Annotated in this window: 25 protein-coding genes; 9 read left to right on the top strand and 16 right to left on the bottom strand. The window is 61.6% G+C overall.

Translation table 11 applies throughout. The annotated features are described in order from the left end of the window. Nucleotides 1-6: 6 nt before the first annotated feature. From ACIQ17_RS10665 to ACIQ17_RS10645, 5 genes are read right to left on the bottom strand one after another with little or no spacing between them, the layout of a single operon-like run. Complete coding sequence (locus tag ACIQ17_RS10665; protein ID WP_398468224.1) at nt 7-615, bottom strand: hypothetical protein; 609 nt, start codon at nt 613-615, stop codon at nt 7-9. Further along, the gene (locus ACIQ17_RS10660) at nt 612-1460 is read right to left on the bottom strand and encodes an ABC transporter permease (protein WP_398468222.1); all 849 of its coding nucleotides are present in this window, start codon (nt 1458-1460) and stop codon (nt 612-614) included. Before ACIQ17_RS10660 ends, ACIQ17_RS10665 begins: the two co-directional genes overlap by 4 nt. After that, a complete protein-coding gene (locus ACIQ17_RS10655) occupies nt 1457-2257 on the bottom strand; it encodes an ABC transporter ATP-binding protein (protein ID WP_398468240.1) in 801 nt (266 codons plus the stop codon). Before ACIQ17_RS10655 ends, ACIQ17_RS10660 begins: the two co-directional genes overlap by 4 nt. 11 nt (nt 2258-2268) lie before the next feature. Continuing rightward, on the bottom strand, nt 2269-3240 hold the full coding sequence (locus ACIQ17_RS10650; protein ID WP_398468220.1) for a YVTN family beta-propeller repeat protein: 972 nt from the start codon (nt 3238-3240) through the stop codon (nt 2269-2271). Between the two features lie 14 nt (nt 3241-3254). After that, nucleotides 3255-4436 carry an ABC transporter substrate-binding protein gene (locus tag ACIQ17_RS10645; RefSeq protein ID WP_398468218.1) on the bottom strand — a complete coding sequence of 394 codons (1182 nt, stop codon included), beginning with the start codon at nt 4434-4436 and terminating at the stop codon, nt 3255-3257. 131 nt (nt 4437-4567) lie between these two features. Between ACIQ17_RS10645 and ACIQ17_RS10640 the strand changes: the two genes are divergently transcribed. After that, nucleotides 4568-5080 carry a DUF3280 domain-containing protein gene (locus tag ACIQ17_RS10640; protein WP_398468216.1) on the top strand — a complete coding sequence of 171 codons (513 nt, stop codon included), beginning with the start codon at nt 4568-4570 and terminating at the stop codon, nt 5078-5080. On the opposite strand, the gene fghA is transcribed toward ACIQ17_RS10640, so the two are convergent. Then, the gene (fghA, locus tag ACIQ17_RS10635; protein WP_398468213.1) at nt 5081-5926 is read right to left on the bottom strand and encodes an S-formylglutathione hydrolase; all 846 of its coding nucleotides are present in this window, start codon (nt 5924-5926) and stop codon (nt 5081-5083) included. Between the two features lie 55 nt (nt 5927-5981). Then, the gene (locus ACIQ17_RS10630) at nt 5982-6602 is read right to left on the bottom strand and encodes a response regulator (RefSeq protein ID WP_398468211.1); all 621 of its coding nucleotides are present in this window, start codon (nt 6600-6602) and stop codon (nt 5982-5984) included. Between the two features lie 203 nt (nt 6603-6805). Here ACIQ17_RS10630 and ACIQ17_RS10625 point away from each other — a divergent pair, with 203 nt between their 5' ends. Continuing rightward, nucleotides 6806-8275 (top strand): histidine kinase, encoded by a 1470-nt coding sequence (locus tag ACIQ17_RS10625; protein WP_398468209.1) that lies wholly within the window; start codon nt 6806-6808, stop codon nt 8273-8275. Here the strand turns inward: ACIQ17_RS10625 and ACIQ17_RS10620 are convergent. Next, complete coding sequence (locus ACIQ17_RS10620; protein WP_398468207.1) at nt 8213-8596, bottom strand: YkvA family protein; 384 nt, start codon at nt 8594-8596, stop codon at nt 8213-8215. The genes ACIQ17_RS10625 and ACIQ17_RS10620 overlap by 63 nt on opposite strands. A 304-nt stretch (nt 8597-8900) precedes the next feature. Here ACIQ17_RS10620 and ACIQ17_RS10615 point away from each other — a divergent pair, with 304 nt between their 5' ends. From ACIQ17_RS10615 to ACIQ17_RS10605, 3 genes are read left to right on the top strand one after another with little or no spacing between them, the layout of a single operon-like run. Continuing rightward, nucleotides 8901-9980, top strand: a complete 1080-nt coding sequence (locus ACIQ17_RS10615; RefSeq protein ID WP_398468205.1) for a PspA/IM30 family protein — start codon at nt 8901-8903, stop codon at nt 9978-9980. After that, on the top strand, nt 9980-10624 hold the full coding sequence (locus ACIQ17_RS10610; protein WP_398468203.1) for an OB-fold-containig protein: 645 nt from the start codon (nt 9980-9982) through the stop codon (nt 10622-10624). Before ACIQ17_RS10615 ends, ACIQ17_RS10610 begins: the two co-directional genes overlap by 1 nt. A 6-nt stretch (nt 10625-10630) precedes the next feature. Continuing rightward, entirely contained in the window at nt 10631-12349 is a 1719-nt protein-coding gene (locus tag ACIQ17_RS10605) for a flotillin family protein (RefSeq protein ID WP_398468201.1), read from the top strand. A 110-nt stretch (nt 12350-12459) separates the two neighbouring features. Here ACIQ17_RS10605 and ACIQ17_RS10600 read toward each other — a convergent pair whose 3' ends face one another. The 7 genes from ACIQ17_RS10600 to ACIQ17_RS10570 all read right to left on the bottom strand — a co-directional run bounded on the left by ACIQ17_RS10600 (nt 12460) and on the right by ACIQ17_RS10570 (nt 21503). After that, nucleotides 12460-13323, bottom strand: coding sequence for a M23 family metallopeptidase (locus ACIQ17_RS10600; protein WP_398468199.1), 864 nt, complete (start codon nt 13321-13323; stop codon nt 12460-12462). Nucleotides 13324-13508: 185 nt separating this feature from the next. Further along, the gene (locus ACIQ17_RS10595; protein ID WP_398468197.1) at nt 13509-14645 is read right to left on the bottom strand and encodes a helix-turn-helix transcriptional regulator; all 1137 of its coding nucleotides are present in this window, start codon (nt 14643-14645) and stop codon (nt 13509-13511) included. 42 nt (nt 14646-14687) lie between these two features. Then, nucleotides 14688-16034 (bottom strand): HlyD family type I secretion periplasmic adaptor subunit, encoded by a 1347-nt coding sequence (locus tag ACIQ17_RS10590; RefSeq protein ID WP_398468195.1) that lies wholly within the window; start codon nt 16032-16034, stop codon nt 14688-14690. An 11-nt stretch (nt 16035-16045) separates the two neighbouring features. Beyond that, nucleotides 16046-17788, bottom strand: coding sequence for a type I secretion system permease/ATPase (locus ACIQ17_RS10585; RefSeq protein WP_398468193.1), 1743 nt, complete (start codon nt 17786-17788; stop codon nt 16046-16048). A gap of 64 nt (nt 17789-17852) precedes the next feature. Continuing rightward, entirely contained in the window at nt 17853-19262 is a 1410-nt protein-coding gene (locus ACIQ17_RS10580; RefSeq protein WP_398468191.1) for a calcium-binding protein, read from the bottom strand. 198 nt (nt 19263-19460) lie between these two features. After that, nucleotides 19461-19808: a hypothetical protein gene (locus ACIQ17_RS10575; protein WP_398468189.1), complete on the bottom strand. Its 348-nt coding sequence runs from the start codon at nt 19806-19808 to the stop codon at nt 19461-19463. Nucleotides 19809-19871: 63 nt separating this feature from the next. Then, the gene (locus tag ACIQ17_RS10570) at nt 19872-21503 is read right to left on the bottom strand and encodes an isocitrate lyase (protein WP_398468187.1); all 1632 of its coding nucleotides are present in this window, start codon (nt 21501-21503) and stop codon (nt 19872-19874) included. A 151-nt stretch (nt 21504-21654) separates the two neighbouring features. On the opposite strand from ACIQ17_RS10570, the gene ACIQ17_RS10565 reads away from it, so the two are divergent. Together ACIQ17_RS10565 and ACIQ17_RS10560 are read left to right on the top strand one after the other, a co-directional pair. Next, nucleotides 21655-23091 carry a short-chain fatty acyl-CoA regulator family protein gene (locus tag ACIQ17_RS10565; protein ID WP_398468184.1) on the top strand — a complete coding sequence of 479 codons (1437 nt, stop codon included), beginning with the start codon at nt 21655-21657 and terminating at the stop codon, nt 23089-23091. A gap of 82 nt (nt 23092-23173) precedes the next feature. Next, nucleotides 23174-24352, top strand: coding sequence for a M20 aminoacylase family protein (locus tag ACIQ17_RS10560; RefSeq protein ID WP_398468182.1), 1179 nt, complete (start codon nt 23174-23176; stop codon nt 24350-24352). Nucleotides 24353-24448: 96 nt separating this feature from the next. Here the strand turns inward: ACIQ17_RS10560 and ACIQ17_RS10555 are convergent, their stop codons facing one another. Further along, a complete protein-coding gene (locus ACIQ17_RS10555) occupies nt 24449-25126 on the bottom strand; it encodes a GntR family transcriptional regulator (protein ID WP_398468180.1) in 678 nt (225 codons plus the stop codon). Nucleotides 25127-25299: 173 nt separating this feature from the next. Between ACIQ17_RS10555 and ACIQ17_RS10550 the strand changes: the two genes are divergently transcribed. After that, nucleotides 25300-25923: a TRAP transporter small permease gene (locus ACIQ17_RS10550; RefSeq protein WP_398468178.1), complete on the top strand. Its 624-nt coding sequence runs from the start codon at nt 25300-25302 to the stop codon at nt 25921-25923. A gap of 1 nt (nt 25924) precedes the next feature. Next, nucleotides 25925-26637 (top strand): TRAP transporter large permease (locus tag ACIQ17_RS10545; protein ID WP_398468176.1); only part of this gene is annotated, 713 nt, incomplete at its 3' end.

Here is a 26637-nt window from a genome sequence, read left to right as displayed (position 1 = left end):
CCCACTTTATTCCATTTCCTGCTGGATTACGCGGCCGAGTGCGAATAGCCGCTGATCGATGATGGTCGGCACCTCACATACGAAGGCAACCACGCGGCGACGATCCTCGAAGATGCGGGCTTCCCACAGCACCTGATTGTTCAATTCGTCCAGCTTCGCTTGGTCAGGCGTTGGAGACGCCTGCAGGCTCTGCAATGCGGCGCTGTCCGCTCGAATTTTCTCCACCGCCTCGCGCTGCTTCCGCGTGACGCGTTCCAGGCCGTTGAGCACCGTTGACCGCTGGGCGTTGAGATTATCGAACAGGCCGGCAAAGATCAGCCGGCCGGCTTTGGCCTTGTCGGGCGATCTGGCCAGAAACGCGGTCACGGACTTCTGCGCCTGTTCGACGGGCACGCGCCGCGCAGCGAGTTGCTCGACGAGCGCCGCGATTTCCGGGTCGTCCTTCCAGGCATTGGCGACATCATCGATTGGCGGTCCAGCCCAGACGGCGGCGAGTGATATTTCGGGCACCTTGGCCTGAACACATGGCCAGTCCGGATAGCGTGGATCGGCGGCTTGTGCCGCACCAATTGAAATGAGCAGCAATCCCGTGAGAAAAATCGCTCGCATTCTCATGTTTCGCCTCCCGCTGGCGCAGGGCGGACGAAGCCGCGGCCGGGATCGTAAGCCAGAATAGCTCCGAGGGTGAACATCGCTGTGCAAGCGGCAACGACCGCCAGCGACAGCCAGTTGATCTGGCCGTAAAGCGCGAAGCGGATCAGTTCGACGGCATGGGTGAATGGATTGCAGAGGCAGACATAATAGAGGAGCGGGCTGCCTTCCTGCACACGCCACAGCGGATAGAGCGCCGAAGAGGCGAAGAACATCGGAAAGATCACGAAGTTCATGACGCCGGCAAAGTTCTCCAACTGGCGGATGCCCGACGAGATGAGCATGCCGAGCGCGCCCAGCATCAGCCCGCACAGGATGAGCGCAGGCAGCACCGTGAGGTAGCCGAGCGGGGGCGGCGTGATGTCCCAGAACCATGCGATCAGCAGAAAGGCGTAGACCTGTAGCAGGGACACCAGCGTCCCTGCCAGCAGCTTGGACAGCAGCAGGAACCAACGCGGCAGCGGGCTGACGAGCAGTGTCCGCATATTGCCCATCTCGCGGTCATAGACCATCGAGAGCGATGACTGCATGCCGTTGAAGAGCTGGATCATCGCGATCAGGCCAGGCGCGATATAGACCTCGTAGAGAATATAGGTCTCGTAAGGCGGGATGATCGAAATCCCGAGCACCTGCCGGAAGCCTGCGGCGAAGATGAATAGCCAGACCAGCGGGCGGACCAGCGCAGAGATAAATCGCTCGCGCTGATGCAGGAAGCGCAGTGATTCCCGCCACAGGATCCCTGTGAGGCACGTGACGTAGCTGCCGATGCCAAAGCCGCGCGCAGGCAGTACCGTATTGGCTGTGCTCATCGCGCATCTCCGCGGCGGTCGGCTGCAATGGTGAGCCGTCGAAAGCCGGCACCGAGATCAGAGGTCTCGGTCTGGCTCAGGATGTGCGACACCGCTCCGCGCGCAAGCACACGACCATGATGAAGAATGACCACATCGTCATCGGCGGAAATCTCGTCGAGCAGATGCGTCGCCCACAACACGCCAATGCCCTCATCGGCAATCAGCAGGCGGATATGGCGGAGAATGTCCGCGCGGGCCTCAACATCGAGCCCGACGGTCGCCTCGTCGAGCAGCAGCAGCCGGGGGCGATGCAGCAGGGCGCGCGCGATCTCCACCCGGCGCATCTGTCCGCCGGAAAGCGCGCGCACCTTGCTGTCCGCGCGTTCGGTCAGGCCGATGCGCGCCAGCATGTCGGTGCTGCGTGCGCGGGCCCCGCCTCGCGCGATGCCTTGCAGTGCGGCATGGTAAAGCAGGTTCTGCATGACCGAGAGGTCGAGATCGAGCGTGCGCGGCTGGAATACGACCCCGAGCTGGCGCAGCGCCAGGCCGGGCGCACGATCGATATCGTGGCCGAAGATGCTGATGTGGCCGGTCTGGATGCCGTAGAGCCGCGTGATCAGCGACACCAGCGTGCTCTTGCCGGCGCCATTGAGGCCGAGCAGGGCGGTGAAGCGTCCCGAAGCGACGTCGAAAGAGACATCGGCCAGTGCATGATGATGACCATAAGCATGGCTGACGCCGGCCACCGACAAAGCCGGTATGGCCGCGGACTCACTCGCAGGCATGTGCTGCGAGCCCGGCAGATCCTGCTCCATGGCCAGCGCGCTCATGGCCGCGGCATGGCGACGCCCCAGGGCAGTTCGCCGACCTGTATGGTCTTGATCACCTTTTGCGCGGCGACGTCGATCACCGAGACGTCGTTAGACACACCGTTGGTCGTCAGCAGATATTTTTCGTTCGGCGTAAAGGCGACATGCCACACGCGCTGGCCGACCAGGAGATATTTTGTCACCTTTCGGCTTGCCACATCGACCACAGCGATGCGATTGGCTGGGCCGAGCGCGATGAAGGCCGTCTTCGCGTCCTTCGTCATGCCGATGCCGACCGGCTGGATCGCCTCGCGCCGCAGGCCGGGAATGGCGAATTCGATCTTGTCGACCACGACCCGTTTGGCTGGGTCGATGACCGACACTGTGCCGCCGATCTCCGACGACACCCATAATTCCGAGCCGTCGCGCTTGAACTCGGCGTAACGCGGCCGGGCATCGACCAGCACATTGGCGACGATCTCGCGCGTTGTGGTGTCGATGAAATGCGCCATATTGGTGGTTTCGGAGGTGTTGATTAGAATCTTGCCGTCGGGGCTCAGCGCCATACCCTCGGGTTCGACGCCGACCTGCACGTCACCGATGCGTGCGCGCTTCTCGATATCGATCACGGTGACCGTGTTGTCGTTCTCATTGGCGACATAGAGGATCTTGCCGGCCGCATCTTGCGTGAACAGCTCCGGGTCCGGCCCTGACGGGAGGGAGTCGACCACCTTCTGACTGGCGACATCGATGACCTGCACCGTGTCGTCGTCGCCGACCGCGACCAGCACGGCTTTGCCGTCACGCGTCAGCTCGATGCCGCGCGGGCGTTGGCCAACCTTGATGGTGGCGGTGACGGTCCAGCTATCTGTGTCGATTACGGAGACGGTGTTGCTCTTCTCGTTGGAGACATAAGCAAGGAACGCCGAAGCAGGTGTCATCGATCCTAGCCAAGCGGCGATGCCGGCTACATAAAAACGGCGTGTCATTGCCGAGCGCATTATCATTGCAGCCTGCATTTGCTTTCGGGGCGATCGATCCCGAGTGTGTCGAGTTCCGAGACCTGATGCAGGAAGCCTTCCTGCGGCGAGACTGAAACCACCATGCGCCCGTCCACCAGCAGGACCGGCTGGCGTAGTTGCAAGTTCCAGTCGCGGATGGTGAGGCGCTGGCCCTTGAAGCCGGCAATCGAGAATTCCGGTGTTTTCAGAAAAGCGAGGATGGCCTTGCCATCACCGGAATTGGTTCGGGACGCGGCTTCGCCGATCATGCGGGTGGCGAGCCAGGCCTGCATATCCAGCGCCGTCATGCGGCGTGAGTTGAGTTTCATGAACCGGTTCTGCAGCTGGATCGCGCCCCACTGGTCCTGTGCGCCATCCCAACTTGTCGGTCGCAGCCCTGCCGATCCCGCCACCGGCCGTGCATCCCAGGTGCGATAGGGCAGATACGATGCGAATACTTCGCTCTCGTCGGCCGCGATGAGAACGTCATAGGCGGGGGCCTGTTGGGTAAAGACCGGGATCTGCTTCTGGATCAGGGCGACCCCGCTATCGGTCCGGCGCGCGCCGCCGGTGTCCTCGAACACGCGCTCTTGCACGATCTTGGCACCGAAGCGCGTTGCGGCTCGGCGATAGGCGTCAGCCTCAAGCTTGTCACTGTCGTGCGAGCCGGTGACAAGCAGCCAGCGCTTCCATTGCTTCCACACCAGATATTGCGCCAGCGCGTCCGCGAGCATGGAGCGCGTCGGCGCGATGTGGATGACATTGGCGCGGCAATCGGCTTCGCGCAGCCGATCATCGGCAGCGCCTGCATTGAACAGGACGGTACCCGTGTCGCGCACAGCGTCTGCTGCCTGAAGCAAAGCAGTTGGCGGCAAGTCGGCGATGATAAACGCATTACGGCTGGCGAGTTCGCTCGCTGCCTTGGCCGGGTCTTCTCCCTCCCTCAAGCGGATATCGTCGAGCTTGAACTGCTGATTCAGAAACTTTCCGGTGGTGTTGTTATCCGCGATGGCCAGCCGGGCGCCAGCGATGCCATCGTTCTCCGATGGCCGTTCGACGAAAGAGAGCGTTGCCTTGACGCCTGTCTGGCCGAGATAGCCGATGCCGATCGTGACGGGATCGGCAGCCAGAGCAGGAGACATCACGGCGCACACAGCGAGCATGCCGATCAACCACCCGATCATGTATCCTCCCGATGCTCCTTCCCGGCTTCGCGTCGGTGAAGGGCTTCTTGGCTTGAAACATGACTCAATTGGCGTAGCTTGCAACCTGAGATTTCCCGGGCGCGTTGCATTTTAACGATGTGAGGTGTGCGATGAGAGCGCTGATGATCGCCGGGCTGCTGTTTCTGACCGCAACTGCGGCGCAATGCGCCGAGACAAAAATGGCGGTGTTTGACTTCGAACTGATCGACACGAGTCTCGATGGCGAGATGAAAGGGCCGCGTGACGATGAGCACGAGCGGTTGCTGCGGATCAGCACCCAGCTGCGCGACGAGGTCCGGAAGTCAGGGCGTTTTGACGTGCTCGACATGACGAGCGTCAATGCTGCAGCGCACGAGAAGAACCTGCAGGCATGCGGTGGCTGTGATGTGCAGATGGCTCAGCAGATCGGCGCCGATTTGGCCGTCACCGGCACGGTACAGAAGATCTCCAACCTCATTCTCAATATGACGATCTATCTGCGCAGCGCGCGCACCGGGCGGCTGGTGACCACGATGAATGCGGATTTTCGCGGGAATACGGACGAATCCTGGTCGCGGACGGTCAGTTATCTCGTGCGCAACCGCCTGCTGGCGCCGAATTACGGCGCGCCGCAGGCGCAGTGATCAGGCCTTGAGTCGCGTGGCGTGCCAGCGCAGATGATCGGCCATGAAGGTTGAGATGAAATAATAGCTGTGATCGTAGCCGGGCTGGCGACGCAGCGTGAGCGGGATGCCAGCGTCGTCGCAAGCACGCTGCAGAAGTTCGGGCTTGAGTTGCTCGCTGAGGAAATTGTCGGCCTCGCCCTGATCGACCAGCAGGCCGGGGACGCGCGCGCCATCCTCGATCAGCGCCACGGCATCATGTTTCCGCCACGCAGCCTTGTCATCGCCGAGATAGCCACCAAGCGCCTTGATGCCCCACGGCACCTGCGACGGCGCAACGATGGGCGCGAAGGCGCTGGCGGCGCGGTAGCGATCCGGATTTCGCAGTGCGATGGTGAGTGCGCCGTGTCCACCCATGGAATGGCCCATGATGGATTGCCGGGAGGCATCCGCCGGGAAGTTGGCGAGAACGAGCTGCGGCAATTCCTCGGTCACATAGCTCCACATGCGATAGTGACGCGCGAACGGTTCTTGTGTCGCATCCACATAGAAGCCGGCGCCGAGGCCGAAATCATAGGAATTTTGCGGATCTCCGGGCACATCGGCGCCGCGCGGGCTGGTGTCCGGCGCGACGAAAATGAGACCAAGTTCGGCGCAGGCGGCGCGAAAGTCGCCTTTCTCGGTGACATTGGCATGGGTGCAGGTCAGGCCGGACAGATACCAGACCACCGGCAGTTTCGCGCTATCCGGGTGTGGCGGCACGAAGACCGAGAACGTCATCTCGGTTCCGGTGGATTGGCTGGCATGTTTGTAGACGCCCTGCGTGCCGCTATAGGATCGATTGAGTGAAACTGTCTGCATGGTCATCACTTACATGTGCGATGCGGCGGTCTTGCGGCCGCCGGATAGAAGGGAATAGCGATCAGGCAATGCCGCGCTCGATGGCGAAGCGCACGAGTTCGACCGAGCTACGAATGCCGAGCTTCTGTCGCATCAACGACGATGTGTTGGCGACCGTCTTGTAGGAGGCATGCACCATCCACGCAATCTCTGCGAGGCTCTTGCCGGCGCCCAGCAGCCGAAGTATCTCCATTTCACGCGCGTTGAGCTTCGATAGCGGGCTCTGCGACAAGGCCGGTCCGGCAAAAGCGAGACTTCGCGCCATGCCGGGCGGCAGATAGACATTGCCCTGCGCGACCTCATAGACGGCTTCCACCAGATCGTTCGGATCGCCGGTCTTGGACACATAGCCCTTGGCACCGGCCTCGATCGCGCGTGCGGCGAAAATCGGATCGTCGTTCATGCTGAACATGATGATGCGGGCAGCACCGTCGCGCGTCAGGATGCGGCGCGCCAGTTCGAAACCGGACACCGTGGGCAGATTGATATCGATGATGCAGATATCGGGATCACCGGTGAGAAAGACCTGTTCCCCGCTGGCAGCATCGGCGGCTTCGAGCAGCTCGATCTCGGGATCATCGGCAAACACCGCGCGGCAACCCGATGTGATGATGGGGTGATCATCGACGATCAGAACGCGCATGGGAAACTCCGCACTTGAAAATCGGCGCACGGGCAATCGGCGAACCGACCGTGATTGCTGCGCTGCGTCTGCGGCGACGCAACCATGCGCCTACGCAATGATAGTGCTGGCAACCGATGGTCGCGTAGAGTTGAATATGATCGCCGTCGGATTCCGCTGTCAAGGCGAGAGTCGTGGCGCGGAGGCGAGGGGCGGGTGTAGTCATGTGGCGAAAACTGTCGCTGCGCGCCAGGATCAACTGTCTCATCGGGCTGATGCTTGCGCTCGGCCTCGCGGCCAATGTCGCGCGGCTTGTGCTGGAGGCCGGGCCGCGCGTGCAGGCCGAGGACCGCAGCGTCATCCGCCTTGCGCGTGAAGTCATCGAGACGATCGGGCCCGGCATCGGCGCTGCTGCGGATGCAGCCGCGCAGCTTGATAAAATTGTTGCCGATCTGAATCGGTCACGTCACGTCACGATCATGCGCGAAGGTGCGGAACGTGCCGCGGTACCGAACCGGGACAATGTGAAACCGGACGGCGAAGCGGGGTCACCGCCATCTTGGTTCATTGCGCTGATCCATCCCGAGCGGATATCGGTCCCGGTTCCGGTGTCGATCGGCAACAAGCAGGACGTGCTGGTGATTACCTCGCATCCCGATGACGAGATGCAGGAAATCTGGGACGGCATCGTTACCCAGCTCGTGCTCGGTTTGATCGTGGCCGTCGTGTTGTTCGTCGTCACGAGCCTGGTGGTCAGGCGCGCGCTGGCGCCGCTCGATGCGCTCTCGCAGGCCATGATCGATATCGAGGCCGGGAAATATCGTGCGCATGTCCAGCCGTCGGGAGCTCCTGAACTTGCTGCTCTCTGCGACCGGCTGAATCATCTCGCGATGACGCTGGATGAGGCCCTTGAGGATCGGCGCAAACTCGCCGAGCGCATGGTGTCGCTGCAGGATCTTGAACGGAAGGACATCGCGCGCGAATTGCATGATGAGTTTGGGCCGCACCTTTTCGCGCTTCGTGCGCATGCGGGAGCGGCCATGCGCCTTGCGGATCGCGATCCGTCAGGGGCCGTTGACCTGCGCCGGCACGGCACCGCCATTCTGGCGCAGATCGATGCGTTGCAGCAGTTCAATCGCCAGGTTCTCGAGCGGTTGCGACCGGCTGGCCTCGTCGATCTCGGGCTGTCCGGTGCAGTCGAGGTGTTGATCAGACTCTGGCGGGAGACCAAACCCGACGTTGTGATCGACGCCCGACTATCGCCGTCGCTTGGGAGGCTCGGTGAAGCCGCTGAATTGACAGCCTATCGTGTGGTGCAGGAGGGCCTAACCAACACGTTCCGGCATGCACAGGCGACGCGTGTGAGCGTCACCATCTTGCCGGTCGGAGCAGGAGAGGGGCGGGAAAGTATCGTTGTCCGCATTCATGACAATGGGATCGGAATCGATCGCGAAAACCATTCGGGCTTCGGCTTGATCGGCATGCGGGAGCGCGTATGGGCGCTGGGTGGCGTGTTGACCATCACGTCGCACACCGATGGCGTCGTCATCGAGGCCGTCATTCCGGGGGACGAGAGGGAGTCGGCGCCTGTCGTCGCGGGCGATGGGGCGTGGCGGGTGAATGAGCCGGTATCAGGAGCTCGTCCAATACCGGTAACCCAGCCAGCCGAGCAGCAGCGCGCCAGCAATCCATAGCGTCAGGATGGCGATCATGCCGGCCCGGCTACTCGGGCGCCCGGCCGCCTCGCTGGCCTTGATGCGATATTCGGCCATCACATCGGCCGGCACCATGGCCACGACCAGCCAGATGCCGAGCGGGACGATGATGAGATCGTCGAGATAGCCGAGCACCGGAATGAAGTCCGGGATCAGGTCAATCGGCGATAGCGCATATGCGGCGACGATGATGGCGAGTATTTTCGCAAGACACGGCACCCGCGGATCGCGCGCCGCGAGATAGACCGCATGCGTGTCCCGTTTGAGCGCGCGCGCCCAGATTGTCAGTTGTGAGAACAAGATCGCTCCGCCGCCGGCGCATAAGACCGCCGACGGAACAGTATAGCGATGACCGTTGGCAAGAGGGAGGAGCGTCCGTCTCGGATGCTTGGCCCGACGGCCTGCGCCAAGGCGCCGCGCATGACGATCGAACCGGTCCGGCGCGACTACCGACCGACATGATGTGAAATGCACATCAGCGAACCGCATCCCGGTCGGCGGGAAACCTATAATCCCTATAAAGTTACCTTCGTCAGGGTTGAAAGCACCAAAATGGTACTTTAATGGTAATTCCATGTCACCCCGATACGGCTCAGCTCTGTCGATGACCCTCAGCCCGTCCGCTGACGACCGGGCGAAGCTGTTTGCGACCTTGACGGCTTATCGTCAGGCGCTGCGCCTGCTCGACCAGACCCGGGGCGCCAATCTCGTTTCTCTGCATGAAGCGGCCTATGACACCATTCGAGAGAAGACAGGCCTTCCGGCGCGGCTGGTGACGCTCGCGCTGCGCGATCATGGTCGCCACAAGGGCGAGGACAATGTCAGCGCCATCCCGCTGGATGCAAAACTGTTCGCCATCAAGGGACCGGACAGCGTCAGCATCGCGACTGTGCAGGGGCGTGTCATTCTTCCCTACACAATGAACGGCTATCACCTCGGCTGGAACGACTTCGCCGAGGCCCGTCTCGTATTTCATGCAGATGAAATCGAACTATGCGCCGGCATTCACGCCGGAGTGCACTCATCCAAGGAGGGATCGATGTCGAATGAAGGTATTCTCGCGCGTCTCGGGCGTGTGATCGCAGGCGTCGTCAACAATGCGGTCGATACTGCGGAAGCGGCGAATCCGACGGCCGTGGCCCAGCAGGCGCTGCGCGAGATCGATAAGATTTCCGACGAAGCGCGCGCGGCTCTCAGTGTTGCAGTCGCCGCCGGCCACCGGCTGAAAGCCAAGGCTGATGATCTCGACGCCGAAATCCGGGATCTCGATGAAAGGATCAAGGTGGGCCTCGCGGGTGGTCGCGAGGATCTCGCCCGTGCGGCTACTGGTGTTCAGATCGATCTGGAGGCGCAGCGCGAAGCGCTGTCCAAGGCGCTCGCAGAAAATGCCGGCGAAGTTGCCGAGGCCCAGGCTGCGTTGCGCTCCATCGCATCGGCACGTGATGATGCGAAGAAGCGGCTGGATGATGCCCAGCGCGCGCAGAAGGCGGTGCAGGGCCCCGACGCCACGCCGTCGCAGCGCAATGATCGTCGCTTGGCCGACGCATTGAGCGCGGTCGAGCGCGTGACCGGCGTCCCGGTCAAACCGACATCCGGCGCCGCCGAAGTGGAAGAACTGGGACAGATCCAGCGGCAGAATGCGATCGAGGCACGTCTGAAAGCGTTCCGCGAAGGCGAGCGCTGATGATGGCGCTCGTTCAGCCCGGCACCGAGCCATTCTGGTTGGCGCTCATGGTGGTCGCCGGGCTGGGCGTGGTCGAAATCCTGTCGCTGCTGCTCGGCGCCTCCGTCTCCGGTCTTCTCGATGATGGTCTGGGCTTTCACGGTCCCGGTCATGCGGATGCCAGCGTACTTGGTGGCTGGATGTCCTGGCTCAATGCCGGCGGCGTGCCGGTGCTGGTGCTGGCGGTCGTGTTCTTCTCCGCTTTCGCTGCCATCGGTTTTGCGTTGCAATCGTTGGCGTCCAGCATTCTCACGCCGCTGCCGCTTCTCATGGCCGTGCCCGCATCCGTCGCGTTGGCTCTGCCGGTGACGCGGTGGTCGAGCCGCAGCCTGGCACGCACCATCCCGCGTGATGAAAGCAGCGTCATCAGCCAGTCCGATCTCGTCGGTCTTCTGGGCACCGTTACGCTGGGACCGCTCGATCAAGGCCATCCCGGCAATGTCCGGGTGCGCGACAGCCACGGCAATATTCATCTTCTGCGTGCCATGGCCGCTCCCGGCCATGTCATCGAAACCGGCGCATTGGTCGTCATCGTCGATGGGACCGATGGTCTCTTTCAGGCAATTCCGGCGCCGCCCGAACTGGCGCTCAATCAAGGAGGCTAAACAGCCATGGATTTCTTCTCGCTCGGAATGACCGCCGGCACCATCATCGTCGGGCTCGTCGTCATCAGCGTCATCATGATGTCGCTCTACACCCGCGCCACGCGGGACAAGGCCTATGTGCGGACGGGCCTCGGTGGCAAGAAAGTCGTGCTCGATGGCGGCTCGGTCATCCTGCCCATCTTCCACTCCTATTCATGGGTGTCGCTCTCGACGCTTCGCCTCGAAGTGAAGCGCGCCGAAAACGAATCCATGATCACCAAGGACCGTATGCGTGCGGACATCACGGCGGAATTCTATGTTCGCGTGAAGCCTGATGCCGAAAATATCGCCCTTGCGGCGCAGACGCTCGGCGATCGCACCAATGATGCCGATGCACTGAAGACGCTCGTCGAAGCAAAGTTCGTCGACGGCCTGCGCTCGGTCGCCGCCACCATGTCGCTACGCGACCTGCAGGAGCAGCGCGCGGAATTCGTCAAATCGGTGCAGGCCGCCGTGGCGCATGACCTGCAGTCGAATGGTCTCGAACTGGAATCGGTGTCGCTGACCCGGCTCGACCAGACCGACATCAAGCATTTCAATCCCAACAACAGCTTTGACGCGGAAGGCCTCACGGCGCTCACCAAGATCACCGAGGAGCGCAAGCGCGAGCGAAACCAGATCGTGCGCGACAACGAGGTGGAGATCGCCACCAAGGATCGCGAGGCCAGCCTGCGTCGCCTGACCATCGAGCGCGAACAGCGCGATGCCGAGCTCTCGCAGGAACGCGATATCGCCAACAAGACCTCGGAAACGCGCGCGGAAGCCGCAAGGGCCGAGCAGGCTGCGCGTCTCAGTGAAGAAACCTCGCGCCTCGATGCCGAACGCGGCATTGCCGAGCGCGATGCGCAGACGCGGCAGGCTCGCGAAAGCGCGCGCATCGAAGCCGAACGCGGCATTGCCGAACGAGAGGCGGAGGCGCGCAAGGTGACGGAAAGCGCCCGCATCGATGCGGCCATCGCAGTTGCCCAGAAGACCGAAGAAGAGCAGGCGGCCCGCGCCCGTGCCGACGAAGCCAAGGCGGCAGCAACGACTGCCGAAGAACAGGTGATTACGGCGCGCGAAGTCGAGATCGCCGAACGCGCCAAGCGCATCGCTGTGCTGGATGCACGCAAGACCGCCGAGCGCGAGGCGACCGCCATCACCGTGAAGGCCGAAGCGGAAAAGGAAGCTGCCGCCAACCTGGCCGCCTCCGTCAAGATCCAGGCCGAAGCCGAGGCCGAAGCGGCGAAGATCCGTGCGCAGGGCGTGATCGAGCTCGGCGAGGCCGAAGCGCGTGCCGAGCGGGCCAAGAACGAGGCGCGCAATGCGCTGGCGCCTGCGATCATCGAGTTCGAACTGTCGCGTGCCCGGATCGATATCATTCCCGAGGCGCTCGAACAGGCCATGAAACCGATCGAGAAGATTTCGGACATCCGCATCTTCAATGCCGGCGGCATCGGCGGTCTCGGCGGCGCGAACGGGCATCGCGGCGACGGCAATGCAGTCTCGGACCTGTCGAGCCAATTGCTGAACTTCACCGCCCAGAAGCCAATCCTCGACGAGATCCTCGCGCAGGCGGGCTTCAAGGGGGCTGATCCCACGCAGGCATTGCTGGCGGCGTCAGTTGGTAACCTCAAGGCGGAGCCGGCAAAGACACCCAAGCAATCCGCAAATGGCCCTCTGCCCCAAGGTGACCTGCCAGGCTGAGGTATCCGTGTTCAATCTTCCCGAGGCGACAGTGTCTTCGTCACGTACGCCATCATGTGCGTGACGAGGCACAGCATTACGATTGATCATTTGTCTGACTGATCGGCCGACTACTGCAGATCCAGTTGAAATCGATGCTGCAGCACCGTCTCACCGCTTCGGTCGACGGTGTATGTGCCGGTATATGTCCCTCTCGGCCAGTTGCGGTCTGACCGTTTCTTCCCGGCGAAAAGAATTGTCTGTGCCTGATTGCGCGCGATCGCAGCTGGGCGGTTTTCCGCGATGACTTTCCCGTCGGGATCGCGCATCGCCAATGTATGGCTGTCACCCGCCTTCAGGCCGATCGTCCGGACATAAGCGACCAGTGCTTCGGCATTCGCCGTCGGCGGGCGTTGAGCCGCGATCCCGTCCTCAATCAATTCGTTCGTGATCGCCTCGGTGCTGAACCCATGGTTCAGGACCACGCGTGGCACATAGGCCAAACGGGCCCGCACGTCTTCCGTCCATTCGTTCTCGGCGCTGCGCTCGCAAACACCGGCTCGCGGGATGCCGCCGAATGGATCGATGACCTTGCCTTCGCGCCGAAGCAAAAAATGCAGGTGCGGATATTCAGTCAGGCCCGACATGCCGACCGAGCCGAGCGCTTGGCCGGCGCGTATCGTGTCGCCGGATTTGACGAGGATGCTTCCTTTGGCCATGTGGCAGTACTGCGTTTCGCGATTACCCGCATGCTCGATCACGACGCCATTGCCGCATTCCTGGCCGCTGACTGCATCGCGCCTGTCGCCCTTCACAGGGCGGTCGACAAGGCCATCACGGACGCGCAGCACCTTTCCATCGGCGGCCGCCAGCACGGCGACAGGATTTTGCTGCGGGCCATTTGAGGGAATACGGAAGTCGACGCCGTTGTGACCGTCATAGGTCAGCGTCCCGCACATGTAGTCCTTCGCAGACGGACTGTCGTCGATGTCCACATAGTTCTGGATGAAACAAGTGCGGCCAACATCGCAAGCCAAAGGGAGCAGAAGGTCTCCCGAATTTGCCGCGTGAGGATACCCGAGGCATAACACCAGCGCCAGCGACGGCTCAAACCGTCGTCGGCGCGTCATCCGATTGCGTCCACGAGTGCTGAAGATGCCATCCTCCTCTCTTGTCCAGATCAGGATGTCACGATGTAGGGTGCTGCGGGATGTCTTAGCTTGAACGGCGAAAATGTCTGGCTATGCAGCACGAAGAACTCAGATTGTCGATTGATTCCAACCTTGAGCATGATGCGCTTTATATATGTGCGAACGGTTTCCTCAGTAAAGCCGAGCTCCACGCCGATCGCGCGTGGGCATCGCCCGCCGAGAATGCTGCGGACGATGCGTGTCTCTACCCAGCTCAGATTGAACGCGAGAGCGATGCGCCGGGCACCGGTATCTTCATCGAACTGGGGGACGTAAATCAAAGCAAGGGTTGGATTTGCATTTCCGGGAATTGTCCCCACCACGGCGAATAGAAATCGCTGTTCATCGTTTGAGATCAAAACGGTTGATCCGGCAGCTTTCTGTTTTGGATCCGGGATGATCGATGCGCGAACGGCCTCTTTGAGCCTTTCGGTAATGAGCGGGGAGGCCCCCGATAGCACGCCGCGGTCGAGCGTGATCACGCCTTCGCTGACGAGCCGTCGAAATGCACCGTTCATGTTGTGGACGCCTAGATTCTCGTCGACCGTGAGCGCGGGCGGTTCAATATCGTCCAGCCATCTTTGATGAGCATGCAGAGACGCTCTTTCCATTTCTGTCACGGCGTCCCACAATAATTCGATGGCGCGGGTGGCGCTGGTGAATTCCGCTGTGGCGATCGGTGTGGATCGCCACCCAGCGATGAAGATCGCCGTGTCACCGGATGCCGCGCATATGCGGCCGATCACCGAATGGCGCCCGACTTCTGGTTTCGTGCCTATCAAACGGCGAGCAAAGCTGTTCGGAGACATCGACGATTGATAGATGAAATTGCCTTCGCGGCTGAAATTCTCCGCAATACACCGCGCAAGCGCTTCCGACGAAGGTTTTGGCGCGGGTAATCCAACCGCGACCTGATCGAGCGTATCGCCTTTCGGAGACAGGAAAGCCGCGTAACAGCGATTGCATTCGAGTAATCGGGCGACGGTGCGCGCAAACCATAGATTCTGTGGATCGGGATGTCGTTTGGGAAGCGATGGTTGGTCTGTGCGAGGCGCTTTGACCTTGAGTGTCATCGAGGCGATATGGTCCGAGCGATCATTCTCCTGCGGTTTGCCTTCCTGCTGCATGAATGCCTCCCCGAAAATGGTGTGGTTACATTGCGCCAGGCTTCAACTTTCCCGGAAGGCACGGTGGACGCGCAGGCGCAGCGGCTGAATTGAATACTCCGCAAATGTTCTAATTCCTGTTTCAACGAAAACCTCGACCGGAAGACCGGGCTTCAATGTCGTCAGATATTGCTGGACGTCCGGTGATTGCTGCAGATCAATTTCTGCCATGTAGGATGTGACGCCGCTCTTCGGATCAGTGAACGCGTCCGCCGCAACGGTGATGACGCTCCCTTCCAGCATGGGGCGGCGGCGAATGTTCAGGGCCAGCACGCGGATGCGTGCGACCTGCCCGGCGATGACTTCCTCGCGATCCTGAGGGCGCAGGGATGCCTCGATGACGAGGCGATCCTCGCTGGGAACGATCTCCATGAGTGTCTCGCGAGGCGCCAACACGGTATTCAATTCCCTGCTATTGAGACGAACGACCCTTCCGGCCTCGGGGGCGCGCAGATCGGTTCTGGCCAGTTGCTCGCGCAACACGGCGATCCGATGTCTCGCGTCACCGATCGACTCGCGGGTTGCATGACTCTGCTTGGCGATATCCTGACTCTGGTTGAGACCTAGCTGCTTCCCACGATCGGACAGTTCGGCGATCTTCCCGCGTGTTTCTGCCTGTTGCGTGAGGTTGCGCGTGAGTTGCGCCTGCATGTCCGCTTCCGCCCGCTTCAGCGCAAGCACGCGCGGTTTTCGCGCGAGTCCCTTTTCCAGGAGCGAGACGGTATCCTTGATCTCCTCTTGAAGAAATTGCAATTGCTCTTGAAGGCTTACCCTGCTCGTCTCGAGGCCGCGCGCCGTCTCAGCCAATTGCAGCGTCTGCTGCTCGACCAGTTGGCGCTCGCCGGCCAAGGCATTCGATCGCGTCGCAAACTCTGTTTCCTGTGTCTGAATTGCGGTCTTGGCTTCAGGGAGTAGGGAGGTCCGTAGTTCGTCGGGGTAGTCCACTTTGGCCAACTGCATTTGTTCGGCGAGCAGCCGCGCGTCCAGCGCCAGATCAGCAAACAATTTTGTCTGTAATACGCCGATGCTTCCCTCTATTTGCGTTGTATCAAGCTTTGCTACGATCTGGCCGGCCTCGACCTGCTGGTTCTCACGAACATAGATCGCCTTCAGGATCCCGCCATCGAAATGCTGCACCGCCTTCCGCTTGGACTGTACCTTGATGATTCCGGGAGCGATCACGGCGCTGCGTAGCGGGACGAAGGCGGCCCAGGCGCCGAATCCACAGAACTGAATTGCCAGGAGGAGGGCTCCCCACCTGATCAGTCGCCGTGGATCGGATCTCGGTGTTTCGAGAGAGCTGCGTTCATTCGGTGAGCCGAGCAGGATTTCCTGGACCTGAGTTGCCACGACTGGTGCTCCTAGCCTGACAACAGTTGCGGCCGATCGGGCTGACGCACGGTTCGGCGAACCGGTGATATTGCCGTCGGCGTGCTTGGCAGAACCTCCGAAACGGGGCCGAATGCGACCTGCGTACCGTCGCGCAGCAGCAGCACATGATCCGCAATCGTGAGAAGACGTGGGCGGTGGGTCACGATGAGAAACGTGGCGCCTTGTGCCCGCGCACTGAGGATCGCCGTGCACAGGGCTGCCTCGCCGTCAGGATCGAGGTTTGCATTCGGCTCGTCGAGCAGGATCAGTTTGCGATTGCCGAAAAATGCCCGCGCCAAGCCGATGCGTTGTCGCTGACCGCCGGAGAGGCGATGACCGTCGCGGCCGATCTCCGTCTGATATCCGCCTGGCAATGCCAGGATCATCTGATGGGCGCCGGCGAGCGTTGCTGCGGCGATGATATCTTCATCGCGTGCGTTTTCCTCGAATCCGCAAATGGCTTCAGCCACGCTCCCTGCGAGGAGTTCGACATCCTGGGGAAGATAGCCGATATGTCGGCCTAGTTGATCGGGGTTCCAGTTCTCCAGCAAGGCGCGGTCGAGACGGATCTCGCCGACGCTCGGTCGCTCGAGCGCTGCCGCCATGCGCAGGAGGGTGGACTTTCCTGCGCCGGTGGGGCCGACAATGACGACAATCTCGCGAGGCCTGCAGGAGAAGCCGATACCTCTGAGAATAGGGCGCTTCCCTTGGGGGGCAACATAAGCGACACCTTTCAGCTCAAGCAGCCCGCTCGGGGGAGCCAACTGCGTGCGATGCGGCTGCTTCAATACCCATAGTGCGGCGGTGCTGATGTGTTTCCACGCTTCCTGTGCGGCGGTGACGCCTCGCCAGGCAGAGATCAGGCTCTCCATGGGTTGCAGGGTGCGACTGACCATGATGGAGCTGGCGATCAGGCTTCCCGCCAGCACCTCGTTCTGCAGCACGAGCCAGGCGCCGCATCCGATCGCGAGAATCTGCAGGATGGATCTCACCATGCGAGCGGCAGATGCCATCGCCGCCACGCGTTCGCTCGCGCGGACGACCGGAGACAGCGCCTCGTCATTGATGCGCATGAAGGAGCGGATGGCGCCGTCGGTCCATCCCATGGCCCTGATGAAATTGGCATGTCGGACGATCCCGTCCATTTGTGCCTGACAGCGGGCGGCCGCTCCACTCGCATCCTTCACTTCTGCACGGGCGATGCTGTTGCTCACATATCCCATCACTGACAGCACGACAGCGCCAACGAGGGCAATAGTTCCGTAATAAGGATGGATGAAGAAGAGGAGCAGCACGAACACCGGGAGAAATGGCGCATCGACCAAGGTGATGACAGCGCCACTGGAAAAGAAATTGCGGAGCTCGCGAACCCGCACGAGATCATGCGTGGAGCCCTCCCGGCGCCGGGCAGGATCAGCGATGGTCGCCTCGAGAACGAGCGGCGCCATGCGTTGTTCGAAAGTGACCGCGAACCGGCTGAGCAAACGGAAACGGATTGCATCGAAGAAGGCACTGAAGATCAGCGCCACAATGCCGATGACCGTGAGGCCGACGAGAGTTTCGATGCTGCCGCTGCTGATGACCCGGTCGAAGACCTCGATGGAATAGAACGGCAGCACAAGAAGCAGGGTATTTGCAGACACGCTGAAGATGACGACCCACATGAGTGTGGTTCGCCCTGGGACGGTGTGGACAATCGATTGTGCCCGAGCCGACTGAGCCGCTGGACGCATAGTGCACTGCCTGATTGCGTAGAATGCGCAGGGCGGCACGGGTGCCGCCCTGCATGGTCAATGATCAGACAACCTCGATCGCGGTGTAACCCGCTGCGGTGTTGATGTCGTCGATCGACGCATAGGGAGTACCGCCTCCGGTGATGCCGTCGAGCGTGATTGTACCGAAGCCAAAATCAAGGGTGGTATTGGTGCCGTCGTCATCCACGACGATCGTCGTCGGATCGAAGCCTGGAGCGGCATCCACGCTGATGACGTCGCCATCGGCGAAGCTCAGATCAGTCACTTCGTCATCACCGAAATCTGCGCCAGTGCCGTCGCCGGCATTGATCGTGTCGGTTCCGGCGCCGCCCGTGAGGACGTCGTCACCTGTTCCGCCGTTCATCGTGTCGGCTCCGTTGCCGCCACTCAGATCGTCGTCGCCCGCTCCGCCCTCGAGCGCATCGTTGCCTGCTCCGCCGGTCATCGTGTCGGCACCATCGCCGCCGTCAAGCGTGTCGGCGCCGTTGCCGCCTGCGAGCGTGTCGTCGCCGGCATCGCCGTTCAACGTATCCATGCCTGCGCCGCCGGAGATGTCGTCTGCTCCGTCGCCGCCATTGGCCACATCATTGCCGTCACCGCCGTCGATCGTATCGTCGCCGGCATCGCCTGACAGCAAGTCGGCACCGGTTCCGCCGTCCATGACGTCGTCGCCATCGCCACCATTCAGCGTGTCGTTGCCGGCATCGCCGGTCATGATGTCGTTGCCATCGTCGCCATTGAGCGTATCGACACCGTCGCCGCCGCTCATGGTGTCGTCGCCGGCGCCGCCATTCAGCGTATCGTCACCGAGCCCGCCATTGACGGTATCGTCGCCCAGACCACCGCTGGCGGTGTCGTTGCCGTCGCCACCCTCAAGCGTGTCGTCGCCCAGGCCGCCGGTCAGCGTGTCGTCGCCTGCGTCGCCATTGAGGGTGTCATCACCTACGCCACCCGAGAGGTTATCGATGCCATCGCCGCCATTCAGCGTGTCGTTGCCGGCAGCGCCGACCAGCGTGTCGTCACCTGCGCCACCCGAGAGGACGTCATCTCCGGCACCGCCATCGACGGTATCGTTTCCGTCACCGCCATCGATCGTATCGATTCCTGCGTTTCCGGATAGATCGTCGTTGCCGGCTCCGCCATTGATCGTGTCATCGCCCGCATTGCCGTCGACCGTGTCATCTCCTGCACCGCCGTCGATCGTATCGTTGCCGGCACCGCCACTGGCCACGTCGTTTCCGTCGCCTCCCGAAATGGAGTCGTCTCCTGCATTGCCATTCAGGGTGTCATTGTCGGCGCCGCCGTCGATCGTGTCGTTGCCGGCTCCGCCGTTGATCAAGTCATCTCCGCCGAGTCCCGAGAGGGTGTCATTTCCCGGTAGCCCGTTGATCGTATCCGCAAGCGCGGTTCCATTCAGGATATCGTCACCAACTGTACCATTGATCAAGGCCATGATTGTCACTCCATGATGATGTCGCGCTTCGATTGCGACTACGCTTCGCGCGGAACAGAGCTGCATGGTTGTCGCCAACCCCCATCCGAGACCGGGAGATTGCGAGCGTGAGCGTGTCGATTGATCGGATGTCAGGCAATCCCCAGATGGGGACAAAACTTCATATGGAAGTGCAGATAGCTATTGCGCATATGTTCGTCAGGTAATCGACGAAAGGGCAGTGGCGCTGTCGTAATCCATGAGTTCGTAACTGCGCATGGGAGTGATGATTAGCGCTTTGCAGAGGCGGGTCGCGTCCCTGTGGCTGCAGTATCTTTTGTGATTCGTCATGAAATGCAGCGATTGGTTCGATGATGCTGATCGCATCGGCTGCTGATGTCTTGCCCGGCGCAATACGATGATACGCGCCGTCATCTCTTCGAAAGGGCGATGCTCAATGGCGAAGATGAACTGGTTTTCCGGCGCAGCGCCGTGTCGTGTCCGCAAAGTCAGTTGCCGAAAGTCATGACCGGCTAACGTGCTGTCGAAAAAAATATGGTTGATCAAATGACAATCAGCCTGGAGCTGTGAGCTCCAGGCTGATCCGTTTCGTCAACGATGTGCCTGGCCTTAGCCGAACTGGTTCATCGTATTGTGCGCGCCGCCGGCCTTGAGGGCTGCTTCACCCGCAAAATACTCCTTATGGTCGTCGCCGATGTCGGAGCCGGCCATGTTCTGATGCTTCACACAGGCGATGCCCTGGCGGATTTCCTCGCGCTGAACATTCTTGACGTAGCCCAGCATGCCCTGCTCGCCGAAATAGGCCTTGGCGAGCGTATCCGTGGACAGCGCAGCCGTGTGATAGGTCGGCAGCGTGATCAGGTGGTGGAAGATGCCGGCGCGCTTGGCCGAATCCGCCTGGAAGGTGCGGATCAGCTCGTCGGCCTGCTTCGCCAGTTCCGTATCGTCATATTCGGCCTTCATCAGCTCGGCGCGGTTGTACTTGCTGACATCCTTGCCGGCCGCCTTCATCTCGTCGAACACCTGCCAGCGGAAGTTCAGCGTCCAGTTGAAGGACGGCGAGTTATTATAGGCCAGCTTGGCATTCGGCACGACTTCGCGAATGCGATCGACCATCGTGGCGATCTGCTCGACATTCGGGCGCTCGGTTTCGATCCACAGCAAGTCGGAGCCGTTCTGCAGCGAGGTGATGCAATCGAGAACGACGCGGTCCTGACCAGTGCCCTCGCGGAACTGGTAAAGATTGCTCGGCAGGCGCTTCGGACGCATCAGTTTGCCGTTGCGGGTGATGACGACATCACCATTGCCGATGTTGGATGCATCGACTTCCTCGCAATCCAGGAAGCTGTTGTACTGGTCGCCGAGATCGCCAGGCTTGTGGCTGACAGCGATCTGCTGGGTCAGGCCTGCGCCGAGCGAGTCGGTGCGGGTGACGACGACGCCGTCTTCAACGCCGAGTTCGAGGAAGGCGTGACGGCAGGCGCGGATCTTGGCCAGGAAGACTTCATGCGGCACGGTGACCTTGCCATCCTGATGGCCGCACTGCTTCTCGTCCGAAACCTGGTTCTCGATCTGCAGCGCGCAGGCGCCGGCCTCGATCATCTTCTTGGCCAGCAGATAGGTCGCTTCCGCGTTGCCGAAGCCGGCATCGATATCGGCGATGACGGGGACGACATGGGTCTGGAAGTTGTCGATCGAGGCGATCAGCTCTTCGGCCTTTGCGTTGTCGCCGGCCTTGCGGGCCGCATCGAGCGCACGGAACGTGTTGCTGAGCTCACGCGAGTCGGCCTGACGCAGGAAGGTGTAAAGCTCTTCGATCAGGGCAGGCACCGAGGTCTTCTCATGCATCGACTGATCCGGCAGCGGGCCGAATTCCGAACGCAGTGCCGCGATCATCCAGCCCGACAAATAGAGATAGGTGCGGTCGGTGGTGCCGAAGTGCTTCTTGACCGAAATCAGCTTCTGCTGCGCAATGAAACCGTGCCAGCAGCCAAGCGACTGGGTGTACTTCGTGGAATCTTGGTCATAGCGCGCCATGTCGGCGCGCATCTGCGCGGCAGTGAAGCGCGCGATGTCGAGGCCGGTCTTGAAGCGGTTCTGCAGGCGCATGCGGGCGATCGCCTCAGCGGTCACGCCGTTCCAGGTCGGCTGGGTCTTCAGCAGCGCGGCCGCAGCTTCGACCTCGCTCGCATAGGAACCCGTGCGGGTGAACTGATCGATATCGCGCGGTTGAAAATTCATGGGTCCGATCCCTTCCTGTTCGACTGTGTGTCTAACGCCTGTTCTAAGCGCGGGATCGGGAGGAGCTAGACGGAACGCCGCTAACTTGTCATACTTTACAAGCTCGAAGTGTAAGGTTGTAAAGTATAACAAGTGGTATATAGGTAGTTTAATGGCGCCCGCTGGTGGTCGTTCTGTCTTTATTGGCCCGCGTCTGCGGCGGCTTCGGCGCGACCTTGGCCTGACCCAGGCCGATATGGCTGCGGATCTGGAGATTTCGGCGCCCTATGTTGCGCTTCTTGAGCGCAACCAGCGGCCGATGACGGCCGATATGCTGCTCCGTCTCGCGCGCACTTACACCATCGACCTTGCCGATCTCGCCGGCGATGGTGGTGCGGACTCGACGGCGCGGCTGCAGTCGATCCTGAAGGAGCCGATGTTCTCCGACATCGACATTCCCTCGCTCGAAATCAGTGATCTCGCCGTTTCCTATCCCGGCATGGCCGAAGCCTTTCTGCGTCTCTACACGGCCTATCGCGAGGAGCAGCTCGCGCTGGCCGAGCGCCGCGGCCCCGCAGCGGCCGGTGGTGCGGCGGAGGAGGGCGGTGGGTATGACGCCAATGATCCCGTCGCCGAAGTTCGCCGCTTTCTCGCTGCCCGCCGCAACAATTTTGCGGCCATCGACGATGCAGCCGAACGCCTTGCGCAGGCGACGTCGGGTGCGAGCGGATTCATCGAACGGCTGAAGACGCGTCACAAGCTGCAGGTGCGCTACATGCCGCCAGACGTCATGCTCGGCTCCGTGCGACGTCTCGATCTGCATCGCCGGCAGTTGCTGCTGGAAGACTCGCTGGACACCGCGAGCCTGAATTTCCAGCTCGCGCAGCAGCTTGCTTATCTCGAATTCGGCAACGAGATCGGTGCGGCACTGGAAGACAACAAATTCACCGGCAAGAGCGCCGAGTTGCTCGCGCGGCGTGCGCTTGCGGGCTATGCGGCCGCGGCGATCGTGATGCCCTATGCGGCCTTTGCCCGGGCCGCGGAAACGCGTCGCTATGATCTCGAAGCGCTGGCGCGCCAGTTTGGCGTGAGCTTTGAACAATGCGCCCATCGCGTCACCACGCTGCAGCGGCCGGGGGCGGAGAAGGTGCCGTTCTTCCTCATTCGCGTCGATCCGGCCGGCAACATTTCCAAGCTGCTCGACGGCGCCGGCTTCCCCTTCGCGAAACATGGCGGCGCCTGTCCGCTGTGGTCGGTGCATAATGTCTTCCGCACGCCGCGTGAACTCGTGACGCAGTGGCTGGAGCTGCCAGACGGCCAGCGCTTTTTCTCCATCGCGCGCACAGTGACTGCGGGTGGCGGCTCGTTCGGCGCCCAGCGCATCGAACGCGCCATCGCGGTCGGTTGTGCCGCGGAGCATGCGGGCCAGCTGATTTACACGCGCGACGGAGCCGGCCCGCGCGCCGATGCGCCGACGCCGGTGGGCGTGGCGTGCCGAGTCTGCCATCGTCCACGTTGTACGGCGCGCTCGGCACTTCCCATTGGTCGTGAATTGTTGCCGGACGATTTCAGGACGCTGAGCGTGCCGTTCGGATTTTCAGCGGAATGACGCTGCTTTGCGCTTGGACTTGCGGAGGTGAATGAGGCAGCATCGCGCCTCTCTAATTCCCGAACGCAAGAGTGAGACGCCCATGAGCCCGCGCACCCGCCTCGATGAACTCCATGCCGAAATGACCGAATGGCGCCAGGATTTTCACGCCCATCCCGAGATCGGCTTCGAGGAAGAGCGCACCAGCGAGATCGTCGCCAAGCGCCTGGCGGAATGGGGCATCGAAGTGCATCGCGGTTTCGGCAAGACCGGTCTGGTCGGCGTGATCCGCGGCAAGCACGGTGCTGCCGGCAGCAACCGCGCCATCGGCCTGCGCGCCGATATGGACGCGCTGCCGATGGACGAGGGCAATGACTTTGCCCATCGCTCGCGAAATCCCGGCCGCATGCATGCCTGTGGCCATGACGGCCACACGACCATGCTGCTCGGCGCCGCAAAGTATCTCGCGGAGACGCGCAATTTCGCCGGCACCGTGCATCTGATCTTCCAGCCCGCCGAAGAAGGCCTCGCCGGTGCCAAGGCGATGATGGATGACGGGCTGTTCGAACGCTTCCCCTGCGATTCCATCTACGGCATTCACAACAGCCCGGACATGCCGCTTGGCACAGTGAAGGCGCTGACCGGCACGGCGCTGGCGGCGATCGACTATTTCACGCTGACGCTGCGTGGCCGCTCCGCCCATGGCGCGCATCCGCAGCAGGGCATCGATACGGTGGCGATGGCGGCGCAGGTGATCAATGCGCTGAACGCGATTCCATCGCGCCAGATCGATGCGCTGGAATCGGCCATCATCTCCATCGGCCAGATCCATGGCGGCACGTCGAACATCGTGATCCCGGAAACGGTGGAGCTGCGCGGCTCCGTCCGCACGCTCAAGCCGGAAGTCCGCGATCGTGTCGAGGAGCTGTTCAAGCGCACCGTCAAGTCCACGGCGGAGGCCTATGGCGGCAGCGCCGAGCTCGACTACAAGCGCGCTTATCCGCCGACCATCAACACTGCCGATGAAGCCGCCCGCGCCGCGCAGGCGGCGACGGCCGTGCCGGGCGTCAAAGAAGTGCTGCGCGAGGGCAATCCGCTGCTCGCCGGCGAGGATTTCGCCTTCATGCTGGAAAAGAACCGCGGCGCCTATTTGCTGTTCGGCCAGCGCGGCGCCGACAAGGGCGGCGTGCCCGTGCACAATCCCGGCTACGACTTCAATGACGACCTGCTGCCGATCGGTGCCAGCTATTTTGCGGCGCTGGTCGAGCAGGAGCTCGCTTAATCCCGTCATTGCGAGCGTAGCGAAGCAATCCAGATCTTTTTTGAAGAAGGACTGGATTGCTTCGTCGCTATGCTCTTCGCAATGACGGCGGATGATTTAAGCCGCGCCACTCGTCTCGATGGTGCGGCCGACCACGCGCAAGAGATCGCTGCGCACGGCTTCGATATGCTGCCTGAGGAAGCCCGCGGCTTCCTCTACGCGCCCCTCGCGACATAGCGCGATCAGCTGCGCGTGTTCCTTCTCCGCGATGCCCATGGCTTCGACCGTCGAGAGCTGCATCCGCGTATAGCGGTCGCTGGTCTGCAGCAGCGCCGTCACGATCGACTGCGTGCGCGGCTGCCGCGCATTCACATACATCGCCATGTGGAATTCAGCGTTGATCTGTCCCCATTCGCTGCGATTGCCGTCGGCGATCGCCGCCTCGAAACGCTTCTGGATGCGCTCCAGTGCGGCAAAATCATCCGCGGAAAAATGCGGGGCTGACTCGGCCAGCATGCGCGGCTCCAGCAGCCCACGCAGATCGAACACGTCATTGATCTCGTCGAGCGACAGCTCCGAGACGATCGCGCCCTTCTGCGGCACGATCCGCACCAGCCCCTCCGCTTCGAGTTGGAACAGTGCCTCGCGGACGGGAATTCGGCTCACCCCGTAGGCTTCGCCGAGCGCGTCCTGACGAAGTTGCGAGCCGGCCGGATAGGTCCCGTCAAGGATCGCCTGCCGCAGCTGGTCCGTGATCATGGCCGAAAGCGTGCGGTGCTTCAACGGTGCACTCATTGATATATCTAGCCTTTTCGCCCGATGGGCCTGTCGTCTGTCGAGTCTCTTCGCTGCTGCACAAAAATGCTTCAAGCCGAGCATTTTGTGCAGACAATCGTTTGACTCGCAAAATGTATAAATTATACGATCCGCGAAATCACCTCACTTTTGTGACATGCAGGGGAGCATTCATGAGTGATCAGACGATGTCGTCGGCTCAGGAGGTCGGGCTCCGCCACATGGTGATGGCGGCCTCCCGTGGTCTGCTCGCTGTCGAGCGCCTTGCCATCATGGGTTTCATGTATCTGCTGACGGCGCTGATCCTGGTGAATGTCGTCACCCGCTATTCGCATTTCCCGATCTACTGGATCGACGAGTCCGCCGTCTATTCGGTGGTGTGGCTGACCTTCATCGGCGCCTCGGCGATGACGCGGCTACGGCTGGATTTTGCGGTCACCATGATGACCGAACGGCTGTCGACATCGAAGCAGCGGCTGTTCAAGATCATCGCCACCGGCATGGTGATCGTGTTCGGCATCGGGTTGATGATCACCTGCGTGTTGTGGATGGATCCGGTCGGCATCATCGGCGCCGGCTTCGACGCCAAAAAGTTCGCCGGCCAGACCTTCAACTTCCTCTACACCGAGCGGACCCAGACGCTGAACTGGCCGACCTGGATGCTCTATCTTACGCTGCCGATCTTCGCGGTGTCGATGACCATCCACGGCGTTGCGAATCTGCTGGAGGATCTCGATCTCGTCCCCCGCGTGGCGCCAAAGGGCTTCCAGCTGTCCGAACTGGACGGGGTGAACTGAGATGATCACCTCGGCTGCATTCATGATCGTGATGCTGGTCGGCGTGCCGATCGGCCTGTGCCTCTGTCTCGCCGGCTTCGTTTATATCATCGCGTCCGGCAATCCCGTGCTGTTCCAGTCCTATCCGCTGCAGCTGTTCGGCGGCGTCGATAGTTACGGCCTGATCGCCATCCCGCTCTTCATCCTGATCGGCGAGATCATGAATGGCGGCGGCATCACCCAGCGCATCGTAGATATGGCCATGGCCTTTATCGGCTCGCTGCGCGGTGGGCTGGCCTACGTCAATGTCCTCGCCAACATGTTCATCTCGTCGATCCTCGGCTCGGCCACTGCGCAGGTCGCCATCATGGCGCAAATCATGGTGCCGGAGATGGAGAAGAAGGGGTACGACAAGACATTCGCTGCAGGCCTGACGGCCTATGGTGGCATGCTCGGCCCGATCATTCCGCCTTCGGTGATGTTCGTCGTCTACAGCGTGCTGGCGCAGGTCTCGGTCAGCGACATGCTGATCGCCGGTATCATTCCCGGTGTCATCCTCACCGTGATGTTCTGCGTCGTCATCGCCGTGATGGGCTACATCTACAATTCTCCGCGCGCCGAATATCAGACGCCGAAGCAGCGCCTGATGACCATCCTGCGCACGTGCCCGACGCTGCTGATCCCCATCGTCATCGTCGGCTCGATCCTCACCGGCCTCGCCAATGCTACCGAATC

Source organism: Tardiphaga sp. (assembly GCF_044340795.1).
Classification (GTDB): Bacteria; Pseudomonadota; Alphaproteobacteria; order Rhizobiales; family Xanthobacteraceae; genus Tardiphaga.
Note: the sequence above shows the minus strand (reverse complement) of the source record. Positions and strands in the feature narration are given on the sequence as shown.